This is a genomic window from Escherichia fergusonii ATCC 35469 (genome assembly GCF_000026225.1).
GTDB lineage: Bacteria > Pseudomonadota > Gammaproteobacteria > Enterobacterales > Enterobacteriaceae > Escherichia > Escherichia fergusonii.
The window spans coordinates 2632953-2655050 of the sequence record NC_011740.1 but is presented as its reverse complement, the minus strand read 5'-3'; the positions used below and the strand labels follow the sequence as shown (position 1 = coordinate 2655050).

At 50.3% G+C, this 22098-nt stretch carries 18 protein-coding genes; 13 read left to right on the top strand and 5 right to left on the bottom strand.

What is annotated here, in order from left to right:
• Window positions 1-15 precede the first annotated feature (15 nt).
• From cyoA to EFER_RS13015, 3 genes are all read right to left on the bottom strand, one after another.
• Window positions 16-963 carry a cytochrome o ubiquinol oxidase subunit II gene (gene cyoA, locus EFER_RS13025; protein ID WP_001239441.1) on the bottom strand — a complete coding sequence of 316 codons (948 nt, stop codon included), beginning with the start codon at window positions 961-963 and terminating at the stop codon, window positions 16-18.
• 642 nt (window positions 964-1605) lie between these two features.
• Window positions 1606-3081, bottom strand: coding sequence for a muropeptide MFS transporter AmpG (ampG, locus tag EFER_RS13020; RefSeq protein WP_000094762.1), 1476 nt, complete (start codon window positions 3079-3081; stop codon window positions 1606-1608).
• A gap of 43 nt (window positions 3082-3124) precedes the next feature.
• Window positions 3125-3703, bottom strand: a complete 579-nt coding sequence (locus tag EFER_RS13015) for a lipoprotein (protein WP_000913823.1) — start codon at window positions 3701-3703, stop codon at window positions 3125-3127.
• Between the two features lie 302 nt (window positions 3704-4005).
• Between EFER_RS13015 and bolA the strand changes: the two genes are divergently transcribed.
• The 9 genes from bolA (at window position 4006) to fadM (ending at window position 14344) form a co-directional block, all read left to right on the top strand.
• A complete protein-coding gene (gene bolA / locus EFER_RS13010) occupies window positions 4006-4323 on the top strand; it encodes a transcriptional regulator BolA (protein ID WP_000973435.1) in 318 nt (105 codons plus the stop codon).
• Between the two features lie 340 nt (window positions 4324-4663).
• Entirely contained in the window at window positions 4664-5962 is a 1299-nt protein-coding gene (gene tig / locus EFER_RS13005) for a trigger factor (RefSeq protein ID WP_001198375.1), read from the top strand.
• A gap of 244 nt (window positions 5963-6206) precedes the next feature.
• The gene (clpP, locus tag EFER_RS13000; protein WP_000122253.1) at window positions 6207-6830 is read left to right on the top strand and encodes an ATP-dependent Clp endopeptidase proteolytic subunit ClpP; all 624 of its coding nucleotides are present in this window, start codon (window positions 6207-6209) and stop codon (window positions 6828-6830) included.
• Window positions 6831-6955: 125 nt separating this feature from the next.
• On the top strand, window positions 6956-8230 hold the full coding sequence (gene clpX / locus EFER_RS12995; protein ID WP_000130292.1) for an ATP-dependent protease ATP-binding subunit ClpX: 1275 nt from the start codon (window positions 6956-6958) through the stop codon (window positions 8228-8230).
• Window positions 8231-8416: 186 nt separating this feature from the next.
• Window positions 8417-10771, top strand: coding sequence for an endopeptidase La (gene lon, locus EFER_RS12990; protein ID WP_001067736.1), 2355 nt, complete (start codon window positions 8417-8419; stop codon window positions 10769-10771).
• 209 nt (window positions 10772-10980) lie between these two features.
• The gene (gene hupB, locus EFER_RS12985; RefSeq protein WP_001043542.1) at window positions 10981-11253 is read left to right on the top strand and encodes a nucleoid-associated protein HU-beta; all 273 of its coding nucleotides are present in this window, start codon (window positions 10981-10983) and stop codon (window positions 11251-11253) included.
• Between the two features lie 191 nt (window positions 11254-11444).
• Window positions 11445-13316, top strand: coding sequence for a peptidylprolyl isomerase (gene ppiD / locus EFER_RS12980; RefSeq protein ID WP_000969415.1), 1872 nt, complete (start codon window positions 11445-11447; stop codon window positions 13314-13316).
• Between the two features lie 149 nt (window positions 13317-13465).
• Window positions 13466-13840 carry a helix-hairpin-helix domain-containing protein gene (locus tag EFER_RS12975; protein WP_000680339.1) on the top strand — a complete coding sequence of 125 codons (375 nt, stop codon included), beginning with the start codon at window positions 13466-13468 and terminating at the stop codon, window positions 13838-13840.
• Between the two features lie 105 nt (window positions 13841-13945).
• The gene (gene fadM, locus EFER_RS12970; protein ID WP_001194534.1) at window positions 13946-14344 is read left to right on the top strand and encodes a long-chain acyl-CoA thioesterase FadM; all 399 of its coding nucleotides are present in this window, start codon (window positions 13946-13948) and stop codon (window positions 14342-14344) included.
• Window positions 14345-14395: 51 nt separating this feature from the next.
• Here fadM and queC read toward each other — a convergent pair whose 3' ends face one another.
• Both queC and EFER_RS12960 read right to left on the bottom strand, forming a co-directional pair.
• A complete protein-coding gene (queC, locus tag EFER_RS12965) occupies window positions 14396-15091 on the bottom strand; it encodes a 7-cyano-7-deazaguanine synthase QueC (protein ID WP_000817234.1) in 696 nt (231 codons plus the stop codon).
• A gap of 64 nt (window positions 15092-15155) precedes the next feature.
• Window positions 15156-16856 carry an SgrR family transcriptional regulator gene (locus EFER_RS12960; protein WP_001238252.1) on the bottom strand — a complete coding sequence of 567 codons (1701 nt, stop codon included), beginning with the start codon at window positions 16854-16856 and terminating at the stop codon, window positions 15156-15158.
• Between the two features lie 99 nt (window positions 16857-16955).
• Here EFER_RS12960 and cof point away from each other — a divergent pair, with 99 nt between their 5' ends.
• The 4 genes from cof to EFER_RS12940 all read left to right on the top strand — a co-directional run bounded on the left by cof (window position 16956) and on the right by EFER_RS12940 (window position 21961).
• On the top strand, window positions 16956-17774 hold the full coding sequence (gene cof / locus EFER_RS12955) for an HMP-PP phosphatase (RefSeq protein WP_015953616.1): 819 nt from the start codon (window positions 16956-16958) through the stop codon (window positions 17772-17774).
• A gap of 152 nt (window positions 17775-17926) precedes the next feature.
• Window positions 17927-18385: a DNA-binding transcriptional regulator DecR gene (gene decR, locus EFER_RS12950; protein WP_000884589.1), complete on the top strand. Its 459-nt coding sequence runs from the start codon at window positions 17927-17929 to the stop codon at window positions 18383-18385.
• Between the two features lie 29 nt (window positions 18386-18414).
• A complete protein-coding gene (locus EFER_RS12945; protein ID WP_001235644.1) occupies window positions 18415-20187 on the top strand; it encodes a SmdA family multidrug ABC transporter permease/ATP-binding protein in 1773 nt (590 codons plus the stop codon).
• The gene (locus EFER_RS12940; RefSeq protein ID WP_001256225.1) at window positions 20180-21961 is read left to right on the top strand and encodes a SmdB family multidrug efflux ABC transporter permease/ATP-binding protein; all 1782 of its coding nucleotides are present in this window, start codon (window positions 20180-20182) and stop codon (window positions 21959-21961) included. Before EFER_RS12945 ends, EFER_RS12940 begins: the two co-directional genes overlap by 8 nt.
• Window positions 21962-22098: the final 137 nt, after the last annotated feature.

Genomic DNA, 22098 nt, shown 5'->3' with positions numbered 1-22098 from the left:
TCTTCCTCAACCCCTTTAATGGGCGGATTCCGCGTGGCTCATGTCCATGCCTTCCATACCTTCGTGTGCACTGTGCTCACCTTCTGGCTGGGTCATGTCCATGCTCTTACCGTGAGCCATAAACTTGTTAATCACGTCGGCAAACAAATCTGGTTTCACGTTGGAGAAATATTCCACCTGGTTGTATTCGCTAGGCGCGGCCAGTTTTTCGAACGCTGCCATATCAGACATGGTGTTCGGCGACTGTTTCGCTTTTGCGACCCACTGGTCGAATTCGGCGCGATCCGGTGTGGCAATAGCTTTGAACTTCATGCCTGAGAAGCCCGGGCCGCTGTAGCTGGCGGAGATACCGTCATAAGTACCGGGTTCGTTGGCGATCAGATGCAGGCGAGTCTGCATACCGGCCATGGCATAAATCTGGCTACCCAGACGCGGAATGAAGAAGGAGTTCATCACGGAGTTGGAGGTCACTTTGAAGTACACCGGAGTGTTCGCCGGGAAAGCGATTTCATTCACGGTAGCAATGCCCTGTTCCGGGTAGATGAAGAACCATTTCCAGTCCATGGAAACCACTTCGATGGTAATGGGCTTCTCGTCGTGTGCCAGCGGCTTGCTAGGCTCAAGAGCGTGAGTGGTTTTCCAGGTCAGTACCGCAAGGAAGATGATGATTAAGATAGGTACCGTCCAGACCACAGCTTCCACTTTATTGGAGTGTGACCAGTTCGGGCTGTACTTAGCATCTTTATTGCTCGCACGGTACTTCCAGGCGAAACCAACAGCCATCAAGATTGCGGGAATAACGACAATCAACATCAGGCCAAATGCCGTCAGTATCAGTGAACGTTGCTCCAGACCAATCTGTCCTTTGGGATCTAACAGCGCAGAATTACAGCCACTGAGCAATACAGTGCCTGCAAATAATGACAACCATCCCAAACTTTTATTGTATTTCCTGAGTCTCATTTAACGACCTCAATTCCACGGGATCTGGTGGCGTTTAAAGTGTGTGGGCATTTTACGGGAAGGTTACATTACTGTAAACATGATTAAATTCCTGTTACTTGGATTTGGCTGTCAGGTCACATATGTTGCAAAACATATCAAGTTGATTTTAAGAAGCTGTTGCAAAAGGGTGTTATAACGAAAGGGGAGTGCAGAAGGCGTTTGGGCGGGCAATTGGTATAACCAATGCGAAATAAAACAATTGTTTAACAAATAATTATCAATATGGTGACAAACGTTGAGGGTTAAAAATAAATAGTTAAATGCTGAATCGAGTAAGGGAAATATAATTCATTCATCCGGTAAATAATTTGCAGTGAATTAAGCGCACGAATGAACAAATATTTGGTAAGGGGTGAAGGATATTTAACCGTTATAATTACGGATGGTTATTACAGTGGATAAATATAATCGTCATACTGCAAGTTGCATGTATTGCGTTGCGGGTTATTCGGCCCATCCATGAGCCTCACGCCTTACGGGGTCAGCACAAGCGCTGTTCAAAACGCCACTGGTGTTTTGTCCTGCAACTCGAATTATCCAGAGCATAATATCGTCATGCTGCAGTTTCTGACGCTTTAACACGATCTCATTGGGTGAAAATTACGTCAGATGGGTTCTGCGTAATGCCAGGTAGTCAAGCAAGCTGCCAAAAAACACGCCGCATAATGCGACCACAATACCGATCTCCAGCAGCTCCGTCAGGAAAGAGATGTGAATTATCCCAAGAGCATCCAGGGCCAGCATAAGTAGCCATCCCACCAGAACGCCACAACCTGCCATTAGTACTCTCAACGCCAGACGATAAGCTCCCTGAAATTCGGTGCGAGGGATAAAACTTTCTCTTTCCCATGAAAATTCCAGCGTTTTCCGGCAAATCAGTAACAGAAGCAATCCAGGAATAGCCGCGAAAACGGTAAACAAATAGAAAGTTGGCCAGCCGTGCGCTTCGACAAACCATCCAGCCAGTGGTCCGACATAGACGCGGCCCACTGCCGATAGTGCTGAAAGGAGGGCAAATTGGGTCGCAGAAAACGATTTATTACATAATGTCATTAACAGGGCGACAAACGCCGATGTGCCCATTCCACCGCACAGGTTTTCGAAAAACACGGCGGCACCCATGCTGTAAAGATGTTTATCGGTAATTGAAAGCAACCAATAACCGGCGTTGGAAGCCCCCTGCAAAATACCGAAGATGAGCAAGGCACGAAACAGTGATAACCGCTGCATGAGTACGCCACCGTACAAGGCACCGACTATGGTTGCCAGCAATCCCAGTGTTTTGTTGACCACACCGACTTCACCAGCATCAAACCCAACACCGCGAATTAAAAATGTGGTGGTCAGAGTCATGGCAAAGGCATCGCCCAGTTTATACAGCACAATAAGCAACAAAATTAGCCACGCGTTGTTGCGACCAAAGAAATCACGCAGGGGCGCAACAACCGCTTGTTCCAACGTTTTTGGTACTGGAATAGTGTCGGTTGGTTCTGGAGCAAGCACCGTCGCAATAATACAGGGGATCAACAGAGCCGCCATCAGCCAGTACATGCCTTGCCAGCCCAGCCATTTATCTGCCAGCCATAAAGCTAAACCACCTGAAACCAGCATCCCTAAACGGTAACCGAGTACGCTGATTGCCGCGCCCGCACCACGTTCTTCAGCGGGTAAAACATCGGTTTTCCAGGCATCAAAGACGATATCCTGAGAAGCTGAACAAAAGGCGATCACCACTGCCAGAGCAGCCATCCAGCGGAGATTAGTTGCCGGATCGAGAAAGCCCATTGCAGCGATGGCAATAAGTAAAAAGACTTGAGTTGTAAGTAGCCAACCACGACGTCGCCCTAAAAATGGCGGCGTGTAGCGATCCATTACCGGAGACCATAAAAATTTGAAAACATAGGCCTGACCAACAAGGGAGAAGAAACCGATAGTTTTCAGATCGATATTTTCGACGGTCATCCACGCCTGTAACGTACCGGACGTCAGGGCAAGCGGTAAACCAGAGGCAAACCCCAGAATCAGTAAGATTGCTGAGCGCGGTTGCTGAAAAATGCGTAAATAATGACTGGACATGGGCTTCTACAGGCCCGGCATTCACCGGGCCAGAGGGCAGAAATTAACGGGCGTTCTGCTTGATAAACTCGTGGACGCTGGTGTCCTGAGACATATCAGCAATGGTATCGGTCAGCACGGTATTAACCGCATTGGCGATATTTTTGTTGGTAGCCTGGAAAGCGCCTTCTACGGAGTAATTAGCACGGTAGTTTTTGGTCATCTTGTTGCCGTTTGCGGCAGTGGCAATGATGGCGATATCGGCTTTGGTTGCGATGTTGTAACGCACGTTGCCCTGAGAAACATCGGCATACAACTGGTTAACAATGATCTGCAGGTTTACTGCGCCGTTAGGACCAACCATATAACCGCGCGCGGTCATTTGTTTTTCCAGCACTTCTTGCAGCAGGAAGCGCAAATCGCGGGATGCGGTCAGGGTAACGATTTGGTTATCACGGGTGACTTTTGCCAGAGCCTGGTCCGGACGTTGATCTGCACCGTTAATGCTTACGGTCACGCCCATCAGGCTTGGATCTTGTTGCGGCAGTGTCATCGTCGGGGAGACTTCAATCGTAGTTGGTGGTGTTGCGCATCCTGCCAGCATAACCATTGTGATTAAGGGAAAGAGGATTTTTTTTAACATGTTGGTGCTCTCAGTGACTCTTTGGCGTAGTAGAAAAAATTCCCGCCATCATAACATCGCTAACGGCGAGGGGAAGTGGGTAAAGAATCTAAATTCACGGTGTTGTCCGTTTAATGACCCTTCGAAAAACGATGACCGTCGTTTTACATTCCTCACCGTTTATAAATCAGTAAACTTCAAACGTTTGAGAGAAAAAATCAGATGAAAGCTAAATATTTGTTGTCAATGTGTAATGGAAACGGTAAAAGCGGCTAATATTTAAAGGGATGGGGACATCTCAGCGTTGTCGGAGGAGATATTTCATGATGATACGTGAGCGGATAGAAGATAAGTTAAGGGCAGCGTTCCAACCTGTTTTCCTCGAAGTAGTGGATGAAAGCTATCGTCACAATGTCCCGGCGGGCTCTGAAAGCCATTTTAAAGTTGTGCTGGTTAGTGATCGCTTTACAGGTGAGCGCTTTTTGAATCGTCACCGAATGATTTACAGCACCCTGGCGGAGGAACTCTCCACAACCGTACATGCGCTGGCTCTGCATACCTACACCATAAAGGAGTGGGAAAGCTTGCAGGATACCGTCTTCGCATCACCCCCCTGCCGTGGAGCAGGTAGCATAGCGTAGAAAACGTATTTGCAACATCCGCTGTATTTCCAGTATGTTGCTACCGAGTTTGACGAAACGGCCTGCGGGCCGTTTTTTTTGTCGGAATTTTATACTTGTTGTCGAGAGTTCAGGCAAAAAGAAGCCGGGAAATGTGAAAAAAGCCGCAGCATCGGGCAATAACCGTTCTCGACTCATATAAGTGATGCCGCTATAATGCCGCGTCTTATTTGAATGTTTCGGGATGATTCTGGCGACAGGGAATGTGATTGTTTACGAGAACATCCCGGTTCCGCGAAGCCAACTACCTGTGCTTGCGGGGTAGAGTTGACCGAGCACTGTGATTTTTTGAGGTAACAAGATGCAAGTTTCAGTTGAAACCACTCAAGGCCTTGGCCGCCGTGTAACGATTACAATCGCTGCTGACAGCATCGAGACCGCTGTTAAAAGCGAGCTGGTCAACGTAGCGAAGAAAGTGCGTATTGACGGCTTCCGCAAAGGCAAAGTACCGATGAATATTGTTGCTCAGCGTTATGGTGCGTCTGTACGCCAGGACGTTCTGGGCGATCTGATGAGCCGTCACTTCATCGATGCGATCATCAAAGAAAAAATCAATCCGGCTGGCGCACCGAACTACGTTCCGGGCGAATACAAACCAGGTGAAGACTTCACCTACGCTGTAGAGTTTGAAGTTTATCCGGAAATTGAGCTGAAAGACCTGGAAACGATCGAAGTTGAAAAACCGATTGTTGAAGTGACCGACGCTGATGTAGACATGATGCTGGATACTCTGCGTAAACAGCAGGCTACCTGGAAAGAGAAAGATGGCGCTGCTGATGCAGAAGACCGCGTTACCATCGACTTCACCGGTTCTGTAGACGGCGAAGAATTCGAAGGCGGTAAAGCGTCTGATTTCGTACTGGCGATGGGTCAGGGTCGCATGATCCCAGGCTTTGAAGACGGTATCAAAGGTCACAAAGCTGGCGAAGAGTTCACCATCGACGTGACCTTCCCGGAAGACTACCACGCTGAAAACCTGAAAGGTAAAGCGGCGAAATTCGCTATCAACCTGAAAAAAGTTGAAGAGCGTGAACTGCCGGAACTGACCGAAGATTTTATCAAACGTTTCGGCGTTGAAGATGGTTCTGTTGAAGGTCTGCGTGCTGAAGTACGTAAAAACATGGAACGCGAGCTGAAAGGCGCCGTACGTAACCGTGTTAAATCTCAGGCGATCGAAGGCCTGGTAAAAGCTAACGACATCGACGTACCAGCTGCACTGATCGACAGCGAAATCGACGTTCTGCGTCGCCAGGCTGCACAGCGTTTCGGCGGCAACGAGAAACAGGCTCTGGAACTGCCGCGTGAACTGTTCGAAGAACAAGCTAAACGCCGCGTAGTTGTTGGCCTGCTGCTGGGCGAAGTAATCCGCACCAACGAGCTGAAAGCTGACGAAGAGCGTGTGAAAGGCCTGATCGAAGAAATGGCTTCTGCGTATGAAGATCCGAAAGAAGTCATCGAGTTCTACAGCAAAAATAAAGAGCTGATGGACAACATGCGTAACGTCGCACTGGAAGAACAAGCTGTTGAAGCTGTTCTGGCTAAAGCGAAAGTGACTGAAAAAGAAACCACTTTCAACGAGCTGATGAACCAGCAGGCGTAATCTGCGCAGCCGTTAGGCGCACTACGCACGAAGGCCCGTCACCTCCAGGTGGTGGGCTTTTTTTTGTCATGAATTTTGCATGGATGTGCGCGAAAACCGCTTTTCGGGGTTAGCGTAACAACAAAAGATTGTTATGCTTGAATTATGGCGATGCCGTACCCATAACAGAGGGACTAGCTGATAATCCGTCCATAAGGTTACAATCGGTACAGCAGGTTTTTTCAATTTTATCCAGGAGACGGAAATGTCATACAGCGGCGAACGAGATAACTTTGCACCCCATATGGCGCTGGTGCCGATGGTCATTGAACAGACCTCACGCGGCGAGCGCTCTTTTGATATCTACTCTCGTCTACTTAAGGAACGCGTCATTTTTCTGACCGGCCAGGTTGAAGACCACATGGCAAACCTGATTGTGGCGCAGATGCTGTTCCTGGAAGCGGAAAATCCGGAAAAAGATATCTATCTGTACATTAACTCCCCTGGCGGCGTAATCACTGCCGGGATGTCTATTTATGACACCATGCAGTTCATTAAACCGGACGTCAGCACTATCTGTATGGGCCAGGCGGCCTCTATGGGCGCGTTCCTGCTGACTGCAGGGGCAAAAGGTAAACGTTTCTGCTTGCCGAATTCGCGCGTGATGATTCACCAACCGCTGGGCGGCTACCAGGGCCAGGCGACCGATATCGAAATTCATGCCCGTGAAATTCTGAAAGTTAAAGGGCGTATGAATGAACTTATGGCGCTTCATACGGGTCAATCATTAGAACAGATTGAACGTGATACTGAGCGCGATCGTTTCCTCTCTGCTCCTGAGGCAGTGGAATACGGCCTTGTCGACTCGATTCTGACCCATCGTAATTGATGCCACAGGCGCAACTGTACCGCTATACTTATCCTGGGCGGCACAACGCTGTAAGCGGCTTGCGCCTGAGAATGGCATTTGCGTCGTCGTGTGCGGCACAAAGAACAAAGAAGAGGTTTTGACCCATGACAGATAAACGCAAAGATGGCTCAGGCAAACTGTTGTACTGCTCTTTTTGCGGCAAAAGCCAGCATGAAGTGCGCAAGCTGATTGCCGGTCCATCCGTGTATATCTGCGACGAATGTGTCGATTTATGTAATGACATCATTCGCGAAGAGATTAAAGAAGTTGCACCGCATCGTGAACGCAGTGCGCTACCGACGCCGCATGAAATTCGCCACCACCTGGACGATTACGTTATCGGTCAGGAACAGGCGAAAAAAGTGCTGGCGGTCGCGGTATACAACCATTACAAACGTCTGCGCAACGGCGATACCAGCAATGGCGTCGAGTTGGGCAAAAGTAACATTCTGCTGATCGGTCCGACCGGTTCCGGTAAAACGCTGCTGGCTGAAACGCTGGCACGTCTGCTGGATGTCCCGTTCACCATGGCCGACGCAACCACGCTGACCGAAGCCGGTTATGTGGGCGAAGACGTTGAAAACATCATTCAGAAGCTGTTGCAGAAATGCGATTACGACGTACAGAAAGCACAGCGCGGTATTGTCTACATCGATGAAATCGACAAGATTTCTCGTAAGTCTGACAACCCGTCCATTACCCGAGACGTTTCCGGTGAAGGCGTACAGCAGGCACTGTTGAAACTGATCGAAGGTACTGTTGCTGCCGTTCCTCCGCAAGGTGGGCGTAAACATCCGCAGCAGGAATTCTTGCAGGTTGATACATCCAAGATCCTGTTTATCTGTGGCGGTGCGTTTGCCGGTCTGGATAAAGTGATTTCTCATCGTGTTGAAACTGGCTCCGGTATTGGTTTTGGCGCAACGGTAAAAGCGAAGTCTGACAAAGCAAGTGAAGGTGAACTGCTGGCGCAGGTTGAGCCGGAAGATCTGATCAAATTTGGTTTGATCCCTGAGTTTATCGGTCGTCTGCCGGTTGTAGCAACGCTGAATGAGCTGAGCGAAGAAGCTCTGATTCAGATCCTCAAAGAACCGAAAAACGCCCTGACCAAGCAGTATCAGGCGCTGTTTAATCTGGAAGGCGTGGATCTGGAATTCCGTGACGAGGCACTGGATGCTATCGCTAAGAAAGCGATGGCGCGTAAAACCGGTGCCCGTGGTCTGCGTTCAATCGTAGAAGCTGCATTGCTGGATACCATGTACGATCTGCCGTCGATGGAAGATGTGGAAAAAGTGGTTATCGATGAGTCAGTCATTGAAGGCCAAAGTAAGCCTCTGCTGATTTATGGTAAACCAGAAGCACAGCAGGCATCTGGCGAATAATTCACCAATCCATAACGTTGGTTTATCAAAAAGGGGGGAATACATCTCCCCTTTTATTTTTCCGCTATTCCCGGCGTTGAATGTGGGGGAAACATCCCCATATACTGACACACATGTTAAAAGATGACATGAAGCACAGTCGTGCCATCTGTTTACCTGGCGGACACTAAACTAAGAGAGAGCTCTATGAATCCTGAGCGTTCTGAACGCATTGAAATCCCCGTATTGCCGCTGCGCGATGTGGTGGTTTATCCGCACATGGTCATACCCTTATTTGTAGGGCGGGAAAAATCTATCCGTTGTCTGGAAGCGGCTATGGACCATGATAAGAAAATTATGCTGGTCGCCCAGAAAGAAGCATCAACGGATGAGCCGGGTGTTAACGATATGTTCACTGTCGGTACCGTGGCCTCGATATTGCAGATGCTGAAACTGCCAGACGGCACCGTCAAAGTGCTGGTCGAGGGGTTACAGCGTGCGCGTATTTCTGCGCTTTCTGATAACGGCGAGCATTTTTCTGCAAAAGCTGAATATCTCGATTCACCAACCATTGATGAGCGCGAACAGGAAGTGCTGGTGCGTACTGCAATCAGCCAGTTCGAAGGCTACATCAAGCTGAACAAAAAAATCCCACCAGAAGTACTGACGTCGCTAAATAGCATCGACGATCCGGCGCGTCTGGCGGATACCATTGCTGCGCATATGCCGCTGAAACTGGCTGACAAACAGTCCGTGCTTGAGATGTCCGACGTTAACGAACGTCTGGAATATTTGATGGCAATGATGGAATCGGAAATCGATCTGCTGCAGGTTGAGAAACGCATTCGCAACCGGGTTAAAAAGCAGATGGAGAAATCCCAGCGTGAGTACTATCTGAACGAGCAAATGAAAGCTATTCAGAAAGAACTCGGCGAAATGGACGACGCGCCGGACGAAAACGAAGCCCTGAAGCGCAAAATCGACGCGGCGAAAATGCCGAAAGAGGCAAAAGAGAAAGCGGAAGCAGAGCTGCAGAAGCTGAAAATGATGTCTCCGATGTCGGCAGAAGCGACCGTAGTGCGTGGTTATATCGACTGGATGGTACAGGTGCCGTGGAATGCGCGTAGCAAGGTCAAAAAAGACCTGCGTCAGGCGCAGGAAATCCTTGATACCGACCATTATGGTCTGGAGCGCGTGAAAGATCGCATCCTTGAGTATCTTGCGGTTCAAAGCCGTGTCAACAAAATCAAGGGACCGATCCTCTGCCTGGTAGGGCCGCCGGGGGTAGGTAAAACCTCCCTGGGTCAGTCCATCGCCAAAGCCACCGGGCGTAAATATGTCCGTATGGCGCTGGGTGGCGTGCGTGATGAAGCGGAAATCCGTGGTCACCGCCGTACTTACATCGGTTCTATGCCGGGTAAATTGATCCAGAAAATGGCGAAAGTGGGCGTTAAAAACCCGCTGTTCCTGCTCGATGAGATCGACAAAATGTCTTCTGACATGCGTGGCGATCCGGCCTCCGCACTGCTTGAAGTGCTGGATCCAGAGCAGAACGTAGCCTTCAGCGACCACTACCTGGAAGTGGATTACGATCTCAGCGACGTGATGTTTGTCGCGACGTCGAACTCCATGAACATTCCGGCACCGCTGTTGGATCGTATGGAAGTGATTCGCCTCTCCGGTTATACCGAAGATGAAAAACTGAACATCGCCAAACGTCACCTGCTGCCGAAGCAGATTGAACGTAATGCACTGAAAAAAGGTGAGCTGACCGTCGACGATAGCGCCATTATCGGCATTATTCGTTATTACACCCGTGAGGCGGGCGTGCGTGGTCTGGAGCGTGAAATCTCCAAACTGTGCCGCAAAGCGGTTAAGCAGTTGTTGCTCGATAAGTCTTTAAAACATATCGAAATTAACGGCGATAACCTGCACGACTATCTCGGTGTTCAGCGTTTCGACTATGGTCGCGCGGATAACGAAAACCGTGTCGGTCAGGTAACTGGTCTGGCGTGGACGGAAGTGGGCGGTGACTTGCTGACCATTGAAACCGCGTGCGTTCCGGGTAAAGGCAAACTGACCTATACCGGTTCGCTCGGCGAAGTAATGCAAGAGTCCATTCAGGCGGCGTTAACGGTGGTTCGTGCGCGTGCGGAAAAACTGGGGATCAACCCTGATTTTTACGAAAAACGCGACATTCACGTCCACGTACCGGAAGGTGCGACGCCAAAAGATGGTCCGAGTGCCGGTATTGCTATGTGCACCGCGCTGGTTTCTTGCCTGACCGGTAACCCGGTTCGTGCCGATGTGGCAATGACCGGTGAGATCACTCTGCGTGGTCAGGTACTGCCTATCGGTGGTTTGAAAGAAAAACTGCTGGCGGCGCATCGTGGTGGAATTAAAACGGTGTTAATTCCTTACGAAAATAAACGTGATCTGGAAGAGATTCCTGACAACGTGATTGCCGATCTGGATATTCATCCTGTGAAGCGCATTGAGGAAGTTCTGAGTCTTGCGCTGCAAAATGAACCGTCCGGAATGCAGGTTGTAAGCGCAAAATAGTGACCTCGCGCAAAATGCACTAATAAAAACAGGGCTGGCACGCCATTTGGCACTTGCCAGCCTTTTTTTGTACCGCTAATTTAAACGCTTATTCAGACCTGTCGCTATTAACAGGTGTTGTAAGGGCATGTCAGGCCTGATATAACTGCTGCGCGGTTGCACTTTGAAGGATTCTGGTACGTTTTTCATTATATAAGAGGAAGAGAAGAGTGAATAAATCTCAACTGATCGACAAGATTGCTGCAGGGGCTGATATCTCTAAAGCAGCTGCTGGACGTGCTTTAGACGCGATTATTGCTTCCGTTACTGAGTCTCTGAAAGAAGGGGATGACGTAGCGCTGGTAGGTTTTGGTACTTTTGCTGTTAAAGAGCGTGCTGCCCGTACTGGTCGCAACCCGCAAACCGGTAAAGAGATCACCATCGCTGCTGCTAAAGTACCGAGCTTCCGTGCGGGTAAAGCACTGAAAGACGCGGTAAACTAAGAGTGATCCCCACGGGGATGTGATTTAGTACAAGGGCGCATCAACTGATGTGCCTTTTTTATTTGTGATTCGGGACTTTATACCGCTTGTGGGCTGACAATTACCCCTGTTTCTTGTCACAATAGGCCTTTGCGCGCAGCGATACGTTGCGTGAGGTATACAAGTCACCTACAGCGGAGTGTTGTTACACCATGATGGACAGCTTACGCACGGCTGCAAACAGTCTCGTGCTCAAGATTATTTTCGGTATCATTATCGTGTCGTTCATTTTGACCGGCGTGAGTGGTTACCTGATTGGCGGAGGCAACAACTACGCCGCAAAAGTGAATGGCCAGGAAATCAGCCGTGGGCAATTCGAAAACGCGTTCAACAGCGAACGTAATCGAATGCAGCAGCAACTGGGCGATCAATACTCGGAGCTGGCAGCTAACGAAGGCTACATGAAGACGTTGCGCCAGCAGGTGTTGAATCGTCTGATTGATGAGGCTCTGTTAGATCAATACTCCCGCGACCTGAAACTGGGAATCAGTGACGAGCAAGTCAAACAGGCGATCTTTGCCACCCCAGCCTTCCAGGTTGACGGTAAGTTTGATAACAGTCGCTACAATGCCATTCTTAATCAGATGGGAATGAGTGCTGATCAATACGCACAGGCGCTACGTAACCAGCTGACCACGCAACAGTTGATTAACGGGATTGCCGGAACAGATTTCATGCTGAAAGGCGAAACTGACGAACTGGCAGCTCTGGTGTCTCAGCAACGCGTGGTTCGTGAAGCAACCATAGACGTTAATGCGAAAGCTGAAAAACAGCAGGTGAGTGATGCAGAAATCACCAGCTACTATGATCAGCATAAAAACAACTTCGTGACACCGGAGCAATTCCGCGTTAGCTACATCATGCTGGATGCGGCAAACATACAGCAACCGGTTAGCGATGCAGATATCCAGGCTTATTACGACCAGCATCAGGATCAATTCACTCAGCCACAGCGTGTTCGCTATAGCATCATCCAGACCAAAACTGAAAATGAAGCTAAAGCCGTGTTAGATGCGCTCAATAATGGTGGTGATTTTGCTGAGCTGGCGAAAGAGAAATCAGCCGATATCATCTCCGCACGTAATGGCGGTGATCTGGGGTGGCTGGAAGATAGCACCACGCCGCAAGAGCTGAAAGACGCCGGGCTGAAAGATAAAGGCCAGTTATCTGGGGTGATTAAATCTTCCGTAGGCTTCCTGGTGGTACGTCTGGATGACGTTCAACCGGCCAAAGTAAAAACGTTAGCCGAAGTTCGTGATGACATCGCAGCGAAAGTGAAGCACGAAAAAGCGCTGGATGCTTATTACGCATTGCAACAGAAAGTTAGCGATGCCGCCAGCAACGATACTGAATCCCTGGCGGGTGCTGAGCAGGCGGCTGGAGTGAAGGCAAAAGAAACTGGCTGGTTTAGCCAACAGAATCTGCCGGAAGAACTGAATTTCAAACCTGTTGCAGACGCTATCTTTAGCGGTAGCCTGGTCGGAGAAAACGGCACTCCTGGTAGCAACTCAGATATCATCACTGTTGATGGCGATCGTGCCTTTGTGCTTCGCGTTAGCGAACATAAAGCAGAAGCGATTAAACCGCTTTCTGAGGTGAAAGATCAGGTTAAGGCGCTGGTACAGCACGATAAAGCTGAACAGCAAGCGAAACTGGAAGCCGAAAAACTACTGGTTGAGTTGAAAGCAGGCAAAGGTGTAGACGCAATGCGGGCTGCTGGGTTGCAATTTGGCGAACAGAAAACCTTAAGCCGTTCTGGTCAGGACCCGGTTAGCCTGGCTGCGTTTGCCTTAGGTTTGCCGGAGAAAGACAAGCCGAGCTACGGTATGGCAACCAATACGCAGGGTAATGTGGTATTGCTGGCACTGGATGAAGTGAAAGCCGGTACGATGCCAGAAGCACAAAAACAAGCATTGGTTCAGGGGATCACCCAGAATAATGCTCAGATTGTTTTTGAAGCGCTGATGAGCAACCTGCGTAAAGAAGCAAAAATCAAAATTGGCGATGCGCTGGAACAGCAGTAATTACGAGTCGCCTCGCAAATAATTGCACCAACTCTGTAACAACCAAAGGCCGCTTTCGCGGCCTTTTCCAAATCTGAAAATTGCCATTTGTACGCTTTTCTTCTCCTCGTTATCGTGACTCCACTGTTAACAAACAAGGAGAAAACAGTATGAAACACGGATTAAAAGCCCTTCTTATCACTCTTTCACTGGCTTGTGCCGGAATGACTCATAGCGCCCTGGCCGCAGCTCCTGTAGCGAAAGGTACGACAGTCGAAGCGAAAGCCGAAACTTCTGCCAGCGCTTCCACCAAAGCAACAGAGCCTGCTAAAGGTAGCGATGAAGAAGGTACCCGGGTCAGCATTAATAATGCCAGCGCGGAAGAGTTAGCCCGCGCGATGAATGGCGTTGGCCTGAAGAAGGCGCAGGCGATTGTCAGTTATCGCGAAGAGTACGGTCCGTTTAAAACGGTGGAGGATCTCAAGCAGGTGCCGGGGATGGGCAATTCGCTGGTGGAACGTAATCTGGCGGTATTAACCCTGTAATTAATTTGCATAGTGGCAAATTTTTGCCAGACTGAAGAGGTCATACCAGTTATGACCTCTGCACTTATAACAGTTCTTATAACAACAACGTAAGGTTATTGCGCTATGCAAACACAAATCAAAGTTCGTGGATATCATCTCGACGTTTACCAGCACGTAAACAACGCCCGCTACCTTGAGTTTCTCGAAGAAGCCCGCTGGGATGGGTTGGAAAATAGCGACAGTTTTCAGTGGATGACGGCCCATAACATCGCCTTCGTCGTGGTCAATATCAATATTAACTATCGTCGCCCGGCGGTATTAAGCGACCTGTTAACCATTACCAGTCAGTTGCAGCAATTAAACGGTAAAAGCGGCATCTTAAGCCAGGTCATTACACTGGAGCCGGAAGGGCAGGTAGTCGCGGATGCGCTTATTACGTTTGTTTGTATTGATCTTAAAACGCAGAAAGCATTAGCTCTGGAAGGGGAATTGCGCGAAAAGCTGGAGCAGATGGTTAAGTAAACGTTTTGTGGTGCCGGATGCTCAAGCCGCATCCGGCGACACCCGGAATAATTACTTCAACCCGGTTTTCTGCTTCATCGCTGCCATCACCGTCGGTTTATCGGCCAGATAATGATGCAAACCGTTGGAGCGTAAATTACACGCCGCACAATGACCGCAACCGTCGCCTTTAATGCCGTTATAGCAGGTCAACGTTTCGTTACGGACTAAATCTAGTTTGCCGTAATAATCAGCCAGCGCCCAGGTTTCCGCTTTATCAATCCACATCAGCGGCGTTTCAAAACGAATATCTTTCGCCATGCCTAAACTGACGGCATGGTTTAGTGCTTTCACAAACTCATCGCGGCAATCCGGGTAACCGGAGAAATCCGTTTCGCAGACGCCGGTAATCACTGCTTCGGCTTTGACCTGATACGCATATATTGCCGCCAGCGTCAGGAATAAAATATTACGGCCTGGGACAAACGTATTCGGGATGCCATCGGCTTCAGGTTCATAATCTGGCACTGGAATGCTGTCACGTGTCAGGCTGCTGACCGCCAGCTCGTTGAGCAGCGTTACATCAAGAACCTTATGCGCGCGTGCCCCCAGTTTCAGCGCCAGTTCGCGTGCCACGTCGATTTCTGCGCGATGTCGCTGACCGTAATCGAACGTCACGCAATGGACTTCATCATATTGTTGTAATGCCTGCACCAGACAGGTGGTGGAATCCTGGCCTCCACTGAACACAACGACAGCACGTTTCATAGATAATCCTGCTTGAACAATAAAAGCGTTATGGTAACGCCTGCGATTAACCCGGACCAGCTATTCATTGCGACGGCGCGGGAAGCCAGGCTTCGGTAAATTCAAACCAGCCTCGCGGTGTCAGCCGCACACCGTTCACGCCGGGAGGGGCGCTAATGCGATAGTGATAGTTGAACAGCGGCGTCAGCGTCGCGTCTGCCATTAACTGGCTAAAGACCGTTTTCAGGGCATTAAATCGGTTTTCCTCATCAGGCATTACTTGCACAGCGTCCAGTGTCGATTGCAAATGTGCATATGCTGGAGCGTCGAAAACATGTGGCCACAGTGGATCGCAACGCAGCCATTGCTCCAGGGTATATTCCGGTGCTTCGCCAATTAACCTGTCGCCCATCATGAGGTCTGCGTGTGCCAGTAGGGTCGTGTCGTCCCAGTTTTTTGCGTTATGAAAAATAATTGTAAGTTCACAGCCTTCCGCGGCCAGTGTCGCCTGTAGGCGTTCTGCCATGGTATGAAGTTCTATCGGTAGGTGATAAACCAGCGTCAAGGTTTTCGGTAGTTTGACTTCATCCGGTACTTGCCATTGTGGAATAGTCCAGCCAGGCAGTAATGCATGACTGGCGGTGATCAGGTTTTCTCCGACTTCTAACGTTTGTAATAAACCGGATTGATGAATAATGGAGATCACTTTTCGCGCCTGCCAGAGGGACAGTCGGGGACTTTTGCGCAACGTTAAATAGCAAAAACCTAAACTGATGCCGCTACTGACCTGACTGACCCGTTGCAACTCCTCCGGTTTGCCGATGGTGATTTGCACGGGATGCCGACAACTGGTACCCAAATCTTTTTCAAAAAGCGGTGGGGTTATCCAGTACTCAACCGCTTTAAGCAGCGGATGACGTAAATGGTAATAATCATGGCTTTCGAGTCGCACCAGTTCCGGTGTGAATTGTGTTAAGCGGAAAGGTCCGGTTCCTACCAGGGGTAATTGCGGATGCGCCAGATGGCTGCAATAGCTCGCCAGTCGGTGTGCAAGCCAGTAATCGGGGCGATGTAAAAAGAAGATCAGACACTGCGGATGGGTGACTTCAATACGCTTCACGCTAATAAATAATTGATGCAGTGCTGACAGCTGTAACAGCATCAATAACCGCTGGTGTAAGTGTGTGGCTTTTACTGCATCGCCGTTATGCCAGTGTAGGGTTGAGCGAAGATAAAAGTCCCAGCGTAACCCGTCAGCAGAGGTTTCCCAGTGATGCGCTAAATCGCCAATCGGGCGCTGGGTATGATTATCGAAGCGGGTCAGGCCGGAAAATATTTGCCCGGCGAGATGCTGCTCGGCACGGCCGGGCAAAAAGCCCGGTTGTAACGGTTCGAGCGGGCGATAGTAAGGAATACGCAACGTTGGCGTGTCGTTTTGCCATTGTCCGCCCATAAACGGCTGTAACAGAGTGCGCAGCTCACCTGGGGCCAGTTGCGCCAGTTCCAGCACATCTTGCTGCTTTCCGGTTTCCAGTGCTTGTTCCATCATCGCATAGCGTAGCGATTCTGGCGTGACCAGAAAGCGTAGTTGACCGCGCTTTCCGCGTCCTGACTGCGCCTGCCACTCCAGCCATCCCGCCTCCTGTGCCTGGCGTAACAGCGTACGAACATGGCGTTCGCTGCAAAAACAGCGTTCGGCCAGTTCGCTGACGGTGACGGTTTGCGGCTTTCCGGCGGAAGGTTGCCACAGACGTTGATACTGGTTAAGACGGTTGAGCAGTCGCATATAAACCCGGAACAATATTATTTAACTATTCACTATTACTTCCGTATATATCAGGTGATACTCAATCACTATTAACCGTGTCACAGAGTGGAGAAAGAAATGGCTCGTCTGGCAGCATTTGATATGGACGGCACTTTATTGATGCCTGACCATCATTTAGGTGAAAAAACACTCTCTACTTTGGCACGACTGCGTGAACGCGACATTACCCTCACTTTCGCCACAGGTCGTCATGTGCTGGAGATGCAGCATATTCTCGGGGCGCTATCGCTGGATGCGTATTTGATTACCGGCAACGGAACGCGCGTGCATTCTCTGGAAGGTGAACTTTTACATCGTGATGATTTACCTGCGGATGTGGCAGAGCTGGTGCTGTATCAGCAATGGGATACCCGAGCTAGCATGCATATTTTCAATGACGATGGTTGGTTTACCGGAAAAGAGATCCCTGCGTTGTTGCAGGCATTTGTCTATAGCGGTTTTCGTTATCAGATAATCGATGTTAAAAAAATGCCACTCGATCGCGTCACCAAGATCTGCTTCTGTGGCGATCATGACGATCTTACACGCTTGCAGATCCAGCTACACGAAGCATTAGGCGAGCGTGCACATTTATGTTTTTCCGCCACGGATTGCCTCGAAGTGCTGCCGGTGGGCTGCAATAAAGGCGCTGCATTGACGGTGCTGACCCAACATTTAGGTTTATCGTTGCGCGATTGCATGGCCTTTGGTGATGCGATGAACGATCGCGAAATGTTAGGCAGCGTCGGTAGCGGCTTTATTATGGGCAATGCGATGCCGCAACTGCGCGCGGAACTCCCGCATTTACCGGTGATAGGACACTGCCGAAATCAGGCTGTCTCTCACTATTTGACACACTGGCTGGACAATCCACATCTACCTTATTCCCCCGAATAACGAGATCCCTTCCAGCACCGGGCAATTGCCCGGTTTTTTTTGCGTTGAATTTGTCATTTTGTGCCGTGATGTTTAAACCGCACAGAATAAATTGTCGCGATTTCACCTTTAAAATAGAATTAAAAGAGAAAAAAATTCTCTGTGGAAGGGTTATGTTAGATAAAATTGACCGTAAGCTGCTGGCCTTACTACAGCAGGATTGCACCCTCTCTTTGCAGGCATTGGCTGAAGCCGTTAATCTGACAACCACGCCTTGCTGGAAGCGACTGAAACGGTTGGAGGATGACGGTATCCTTATCGGCAAAGTCGCCCTGTTGGACCCGGAAAAAATTGGCCTCGGTCTGACCGCCTTTGTGCTGATAAAAACGCAACATCACAGCAGCGAATGGTATTGCCGCTTTGTGACGGTGGTTACTGAAATGCCAGAAGTGCTGGGGTTCTGGCGCATGGCCGGGGAATACGATTATCTGATGCGCGTCCAGGTTGCCGACATGAAACGCTACGACGAGTTTTATAAGCGTCTGGTAAACAGCGTGCCGGGGCTGTCGGACGTCACTTCCAGCTTCGCGATGGAACAGATTAAATACACCACTTCTTTACCCATCGAATAAATATCCAGAATCAGGTCAGGACACTACGCGTGCGATTATTTGCTCAATTAAGCTGGTATTTCCGTCGGGAATGGCGTCGCTATCTCGGGGCTGTTGCCTTGCTTGTCATTATCGCGATGCTGCAACTGGTTCCGCCGAAAGTGGTTGGTATTGTTGTCGATGGCGTGACAGAACAACACTTTACTACCGGGCAGATCCTGATGTGGATCGCCACCATGGTGCTGATTGCTGTTGTGGTTTATCTCCTGCGTTACGTCTGGCGCGTATTGCTGTTTGGCGCGTCTTATCAACTGGCTGTTGAACTGCGTGAAGATTATTACCGTCAGCTAAGCCGGCAGCATCCTGAGTTTTACCTGCGTCATCGCACGGGTGACCTCATGGCTCGTGCGACCAATGACGTCGATCGGGTCGTGTTTGCCGCCGGAGAAGGGGTGCTGACGCTGGTGGATTCGCTGGTGATGGGCTGCGCAGTGCTGATTATGATGTCAACGCAAATTAGCTGGCAGTTGACCTTATTTGCCCTGTTACCTATGCCAGTGATGGCGATCATGATTAAGCGCAACGGCGATGCCTTGCATGAACGCTTTAAGCTGGCACAGGCGGCGTTTTCCAGTCTTAATGACCGCACCCAGGAAAGCCTCACCAGTATCCGCATGATCAAAGCCTTTGGTCTGGAAGATCGCCAGTCGGCGTTATTTGCCGAGGATGCCGAAGATACTGGCAAGAAAAACATGCGTGTGGCACGTATTGATGCCCGTTTTGATCCGACGATTTACATCGCCATCGGCACGGCAAATTTGCTGGCGATTGGCGGCGGTAGTTGGATGGTGGTGCAGGGCAGTTTAACGCTGGGCCAGCTCACCAGTTTTATGATGTATTTAGGTCTGATGATTTGGCCGATGCTGGCTCTGGCATGGATGTTTAACATTGTGGAACGTGGTAGTGCTGCGTACAGCCGTATTCGCGCTATGCTGGCTGAAGCACCGGTGGTGATCGATGGTAGCGAACCCGTGCCAGAAGGTCGTGGTGAACTGGATGTAAATATTCGCCAGTTTATGTATCCGCAGACTGACCATCCTGCGCTGGAAAACATTAATTTCGCACTGAAACCCGGTCAGATGCTGGGTATTTGCGGGCCGACTGGTTCCGGCAAAAGTACCCTGTTGTCGCTCATTCAGCGTCATTTCGACGTCAGCGAGGGGGATATTCGCTTTCATGATATTCCTCTGACGAAGTTACAACTCGATAGCTGGCGTAGCCGCCTGGCGGTGGTCAGCCAGACGCCATTCCTTTTTTCCGACACCGTGGCGAACAACATCGCGCTGGGTTGCCCGAATGCCACACAGCAAGAGATTGAGCATGTCGCGCGGTTAGCCAGCGTACATGACGATATTTTGCGTCTACCGCAAGGTTACGACACAGAAGTGGGCGAGCGCGGTGTGATGCTTTCTGGCGGGCAAAAACAGCGTATTTCCATTGCTCGTGCGTTACTGGTGAATGCGGAAATCCTTATTCTGGATGATGCGCTTTCTGCGGTGGACGGACGCACAGAGCACCAGATCCTGCATAACCTGCGTCAGTGGGGGCAGGGAAGAACGGTAATCATCAGTGCCCATCGCCTTTCGGCACTGACGGAAGCCAGTGAAATTATTGTGATGCAGCACGGACATATCGCCCAGCGTGGCAATCATGATGCACTGGCACAACAAAGCGGCTGGTATCGCGATATGTATCGCTATCAACAACTGGAGGCGGCGCTCGACGACGCTCCGGAAATTCGCGAGGAGGCCATCGATGCGTAGTTTTAGCCAACTGTGGCCGACTCTCAAGCGCCTGTTAGCGTACGGTTCGCCGTGGCGTAAACCGTTGGGGATTGCGGTCCTGATGATGTGGGTTGCGGCGGCGGCGGAAGTCAGTGGGCCGCTGCTTATCAGCTATTTTATCGACAATATGGTGGCGAAAAATAACCTACCGTTGAAAGTGGTTGCAGGGCTGGCTGCGGCGTATGTTGGGCTACAACTGTTTGCCGCCGGGCTACATTACACGCAGTCGCTGCTGTTTAATCGGGCGGCGGTTGGCGTGGTACAACAGTTGCGCACGGATGTGATGGATGCCGCGTTGCGCCAGCCATTAAGCGAGTTTGATACCCAGCCTGTCGGGCAGGTGATTTCCCGCGTTACCAATGATACTGAAGTGATCCGCGACCTCTACGTTACCGTAGTGGCAACGGTCCTGCGTAGCGCCGCCCTGGTGGGTGCGATGCTGGTGGCAATGTTCAGCCTCGACTGGCGAATGGCGCTGGTAGCGATAATGATTTTCCCGGTGGTGCTGGTGGTAATGGTGATATACCAGCGTTACAGCACGCCGATTGTCCGTCGTGTGCGCGCCTATCTGGCAGATATCAACGACGGCTTTAACGAAATCATCAATGGCATGAGCGTCATCCAGCAGTTCCGTCAGCAGGCGCGATTTGGCGAACGTATGGGTGAGGCCAGTCGTTCACACTATATGGCGAGGATGCAAACCCTGCGCCTCGACGGTTTTCTGCTGCGTCCGCTGCTGAGTCTGTTTTCATCGCTCATTCTTTGTGGCTTGTTGATGCTGTTTGGCTTCTCCGCCAGCGGTACCATTGAAGTGGGCGTACTGTATGCGTTTATCAGCTATCTTGGGCGGCTTAACGAACCCTTAATCGAACTGACCACGCAACAGGCGATGCTGCAACAGGCTGTTGTTGCTGGTGAGCGCGTGTTTGAGTTGATGGACGGGCCGCGCCAGCAATATGGCAATGATGATCGCCCGTTGCAGAGCGGCACCATTGAAGTCGATAACGTGTCATTTGCTTATCGCGATAACAATCTGGTGCTGAAGAATATTAATCTCTCTGTGCCTTCGCGTAACTTTGTGGCGCTAGTGGGGCATACCGGCAGTGGAAAAAGTACCCTCGCCAGTTTATTGATGGGCTATTACCCGCTAACGGAAGGTGAGATTCGCCTTGATGGTCGTCCATTAAGTTCGCTAAGTCACAGCGTGCTGCGCCAGGGCGTGGCGATGGTGCAACAAGATCCGGTGGTACTGGCGGATACCTTCCTCGCCAACGTGACGCTGGGACGTGATATCTCCGAAGAACGTGTCTGGCAGGCGCTGGAAACCGTGCAACTGGCGGAGCTGGCGCGCAGCATGAGTGATGGTATTTATACGCCGCTGGGCGAGCAGGGGAATAATCTCTCGGTTGGGCAAAAGCAACTGCTGGCACTGGCGCGCGTGCTGGTGGAGACGCCGCAAATCCTGATCCTTGATGAGGCAACCGCCAGCATTGACTCCGGTACTGAACAGGCGATTCAACACGCACTGGCGGCGGTGCGTGAACACACTACGCTTGTGGTGATTGCTCACCGCTTATCGACCATTGTCGATGCCGACACCATTCTGGTGCTTCATCGTGGTCAGGCTGTGGAACAGGGGACTCACCAGCAACTGCTGGCCGCCCAGGGGCGCTACTGGCAGATGTATCAACTGCAACTTGCGGGCGAAGAGCTGGCAGCCAGCGTGCGTGAAGAGGAGTCATTGAGCGCCTGAATAGCGCAATATTTCATCGTTGGTGCAAAAATGTAACGCACTGTGCACTGTCATAGTGCGTTTTTGTTTTCAATCTTCTTAACTTCCTGCTCTCTTTCTCGTTTTTCATTTCTGGCACACCGCTTGCAATACCTTAT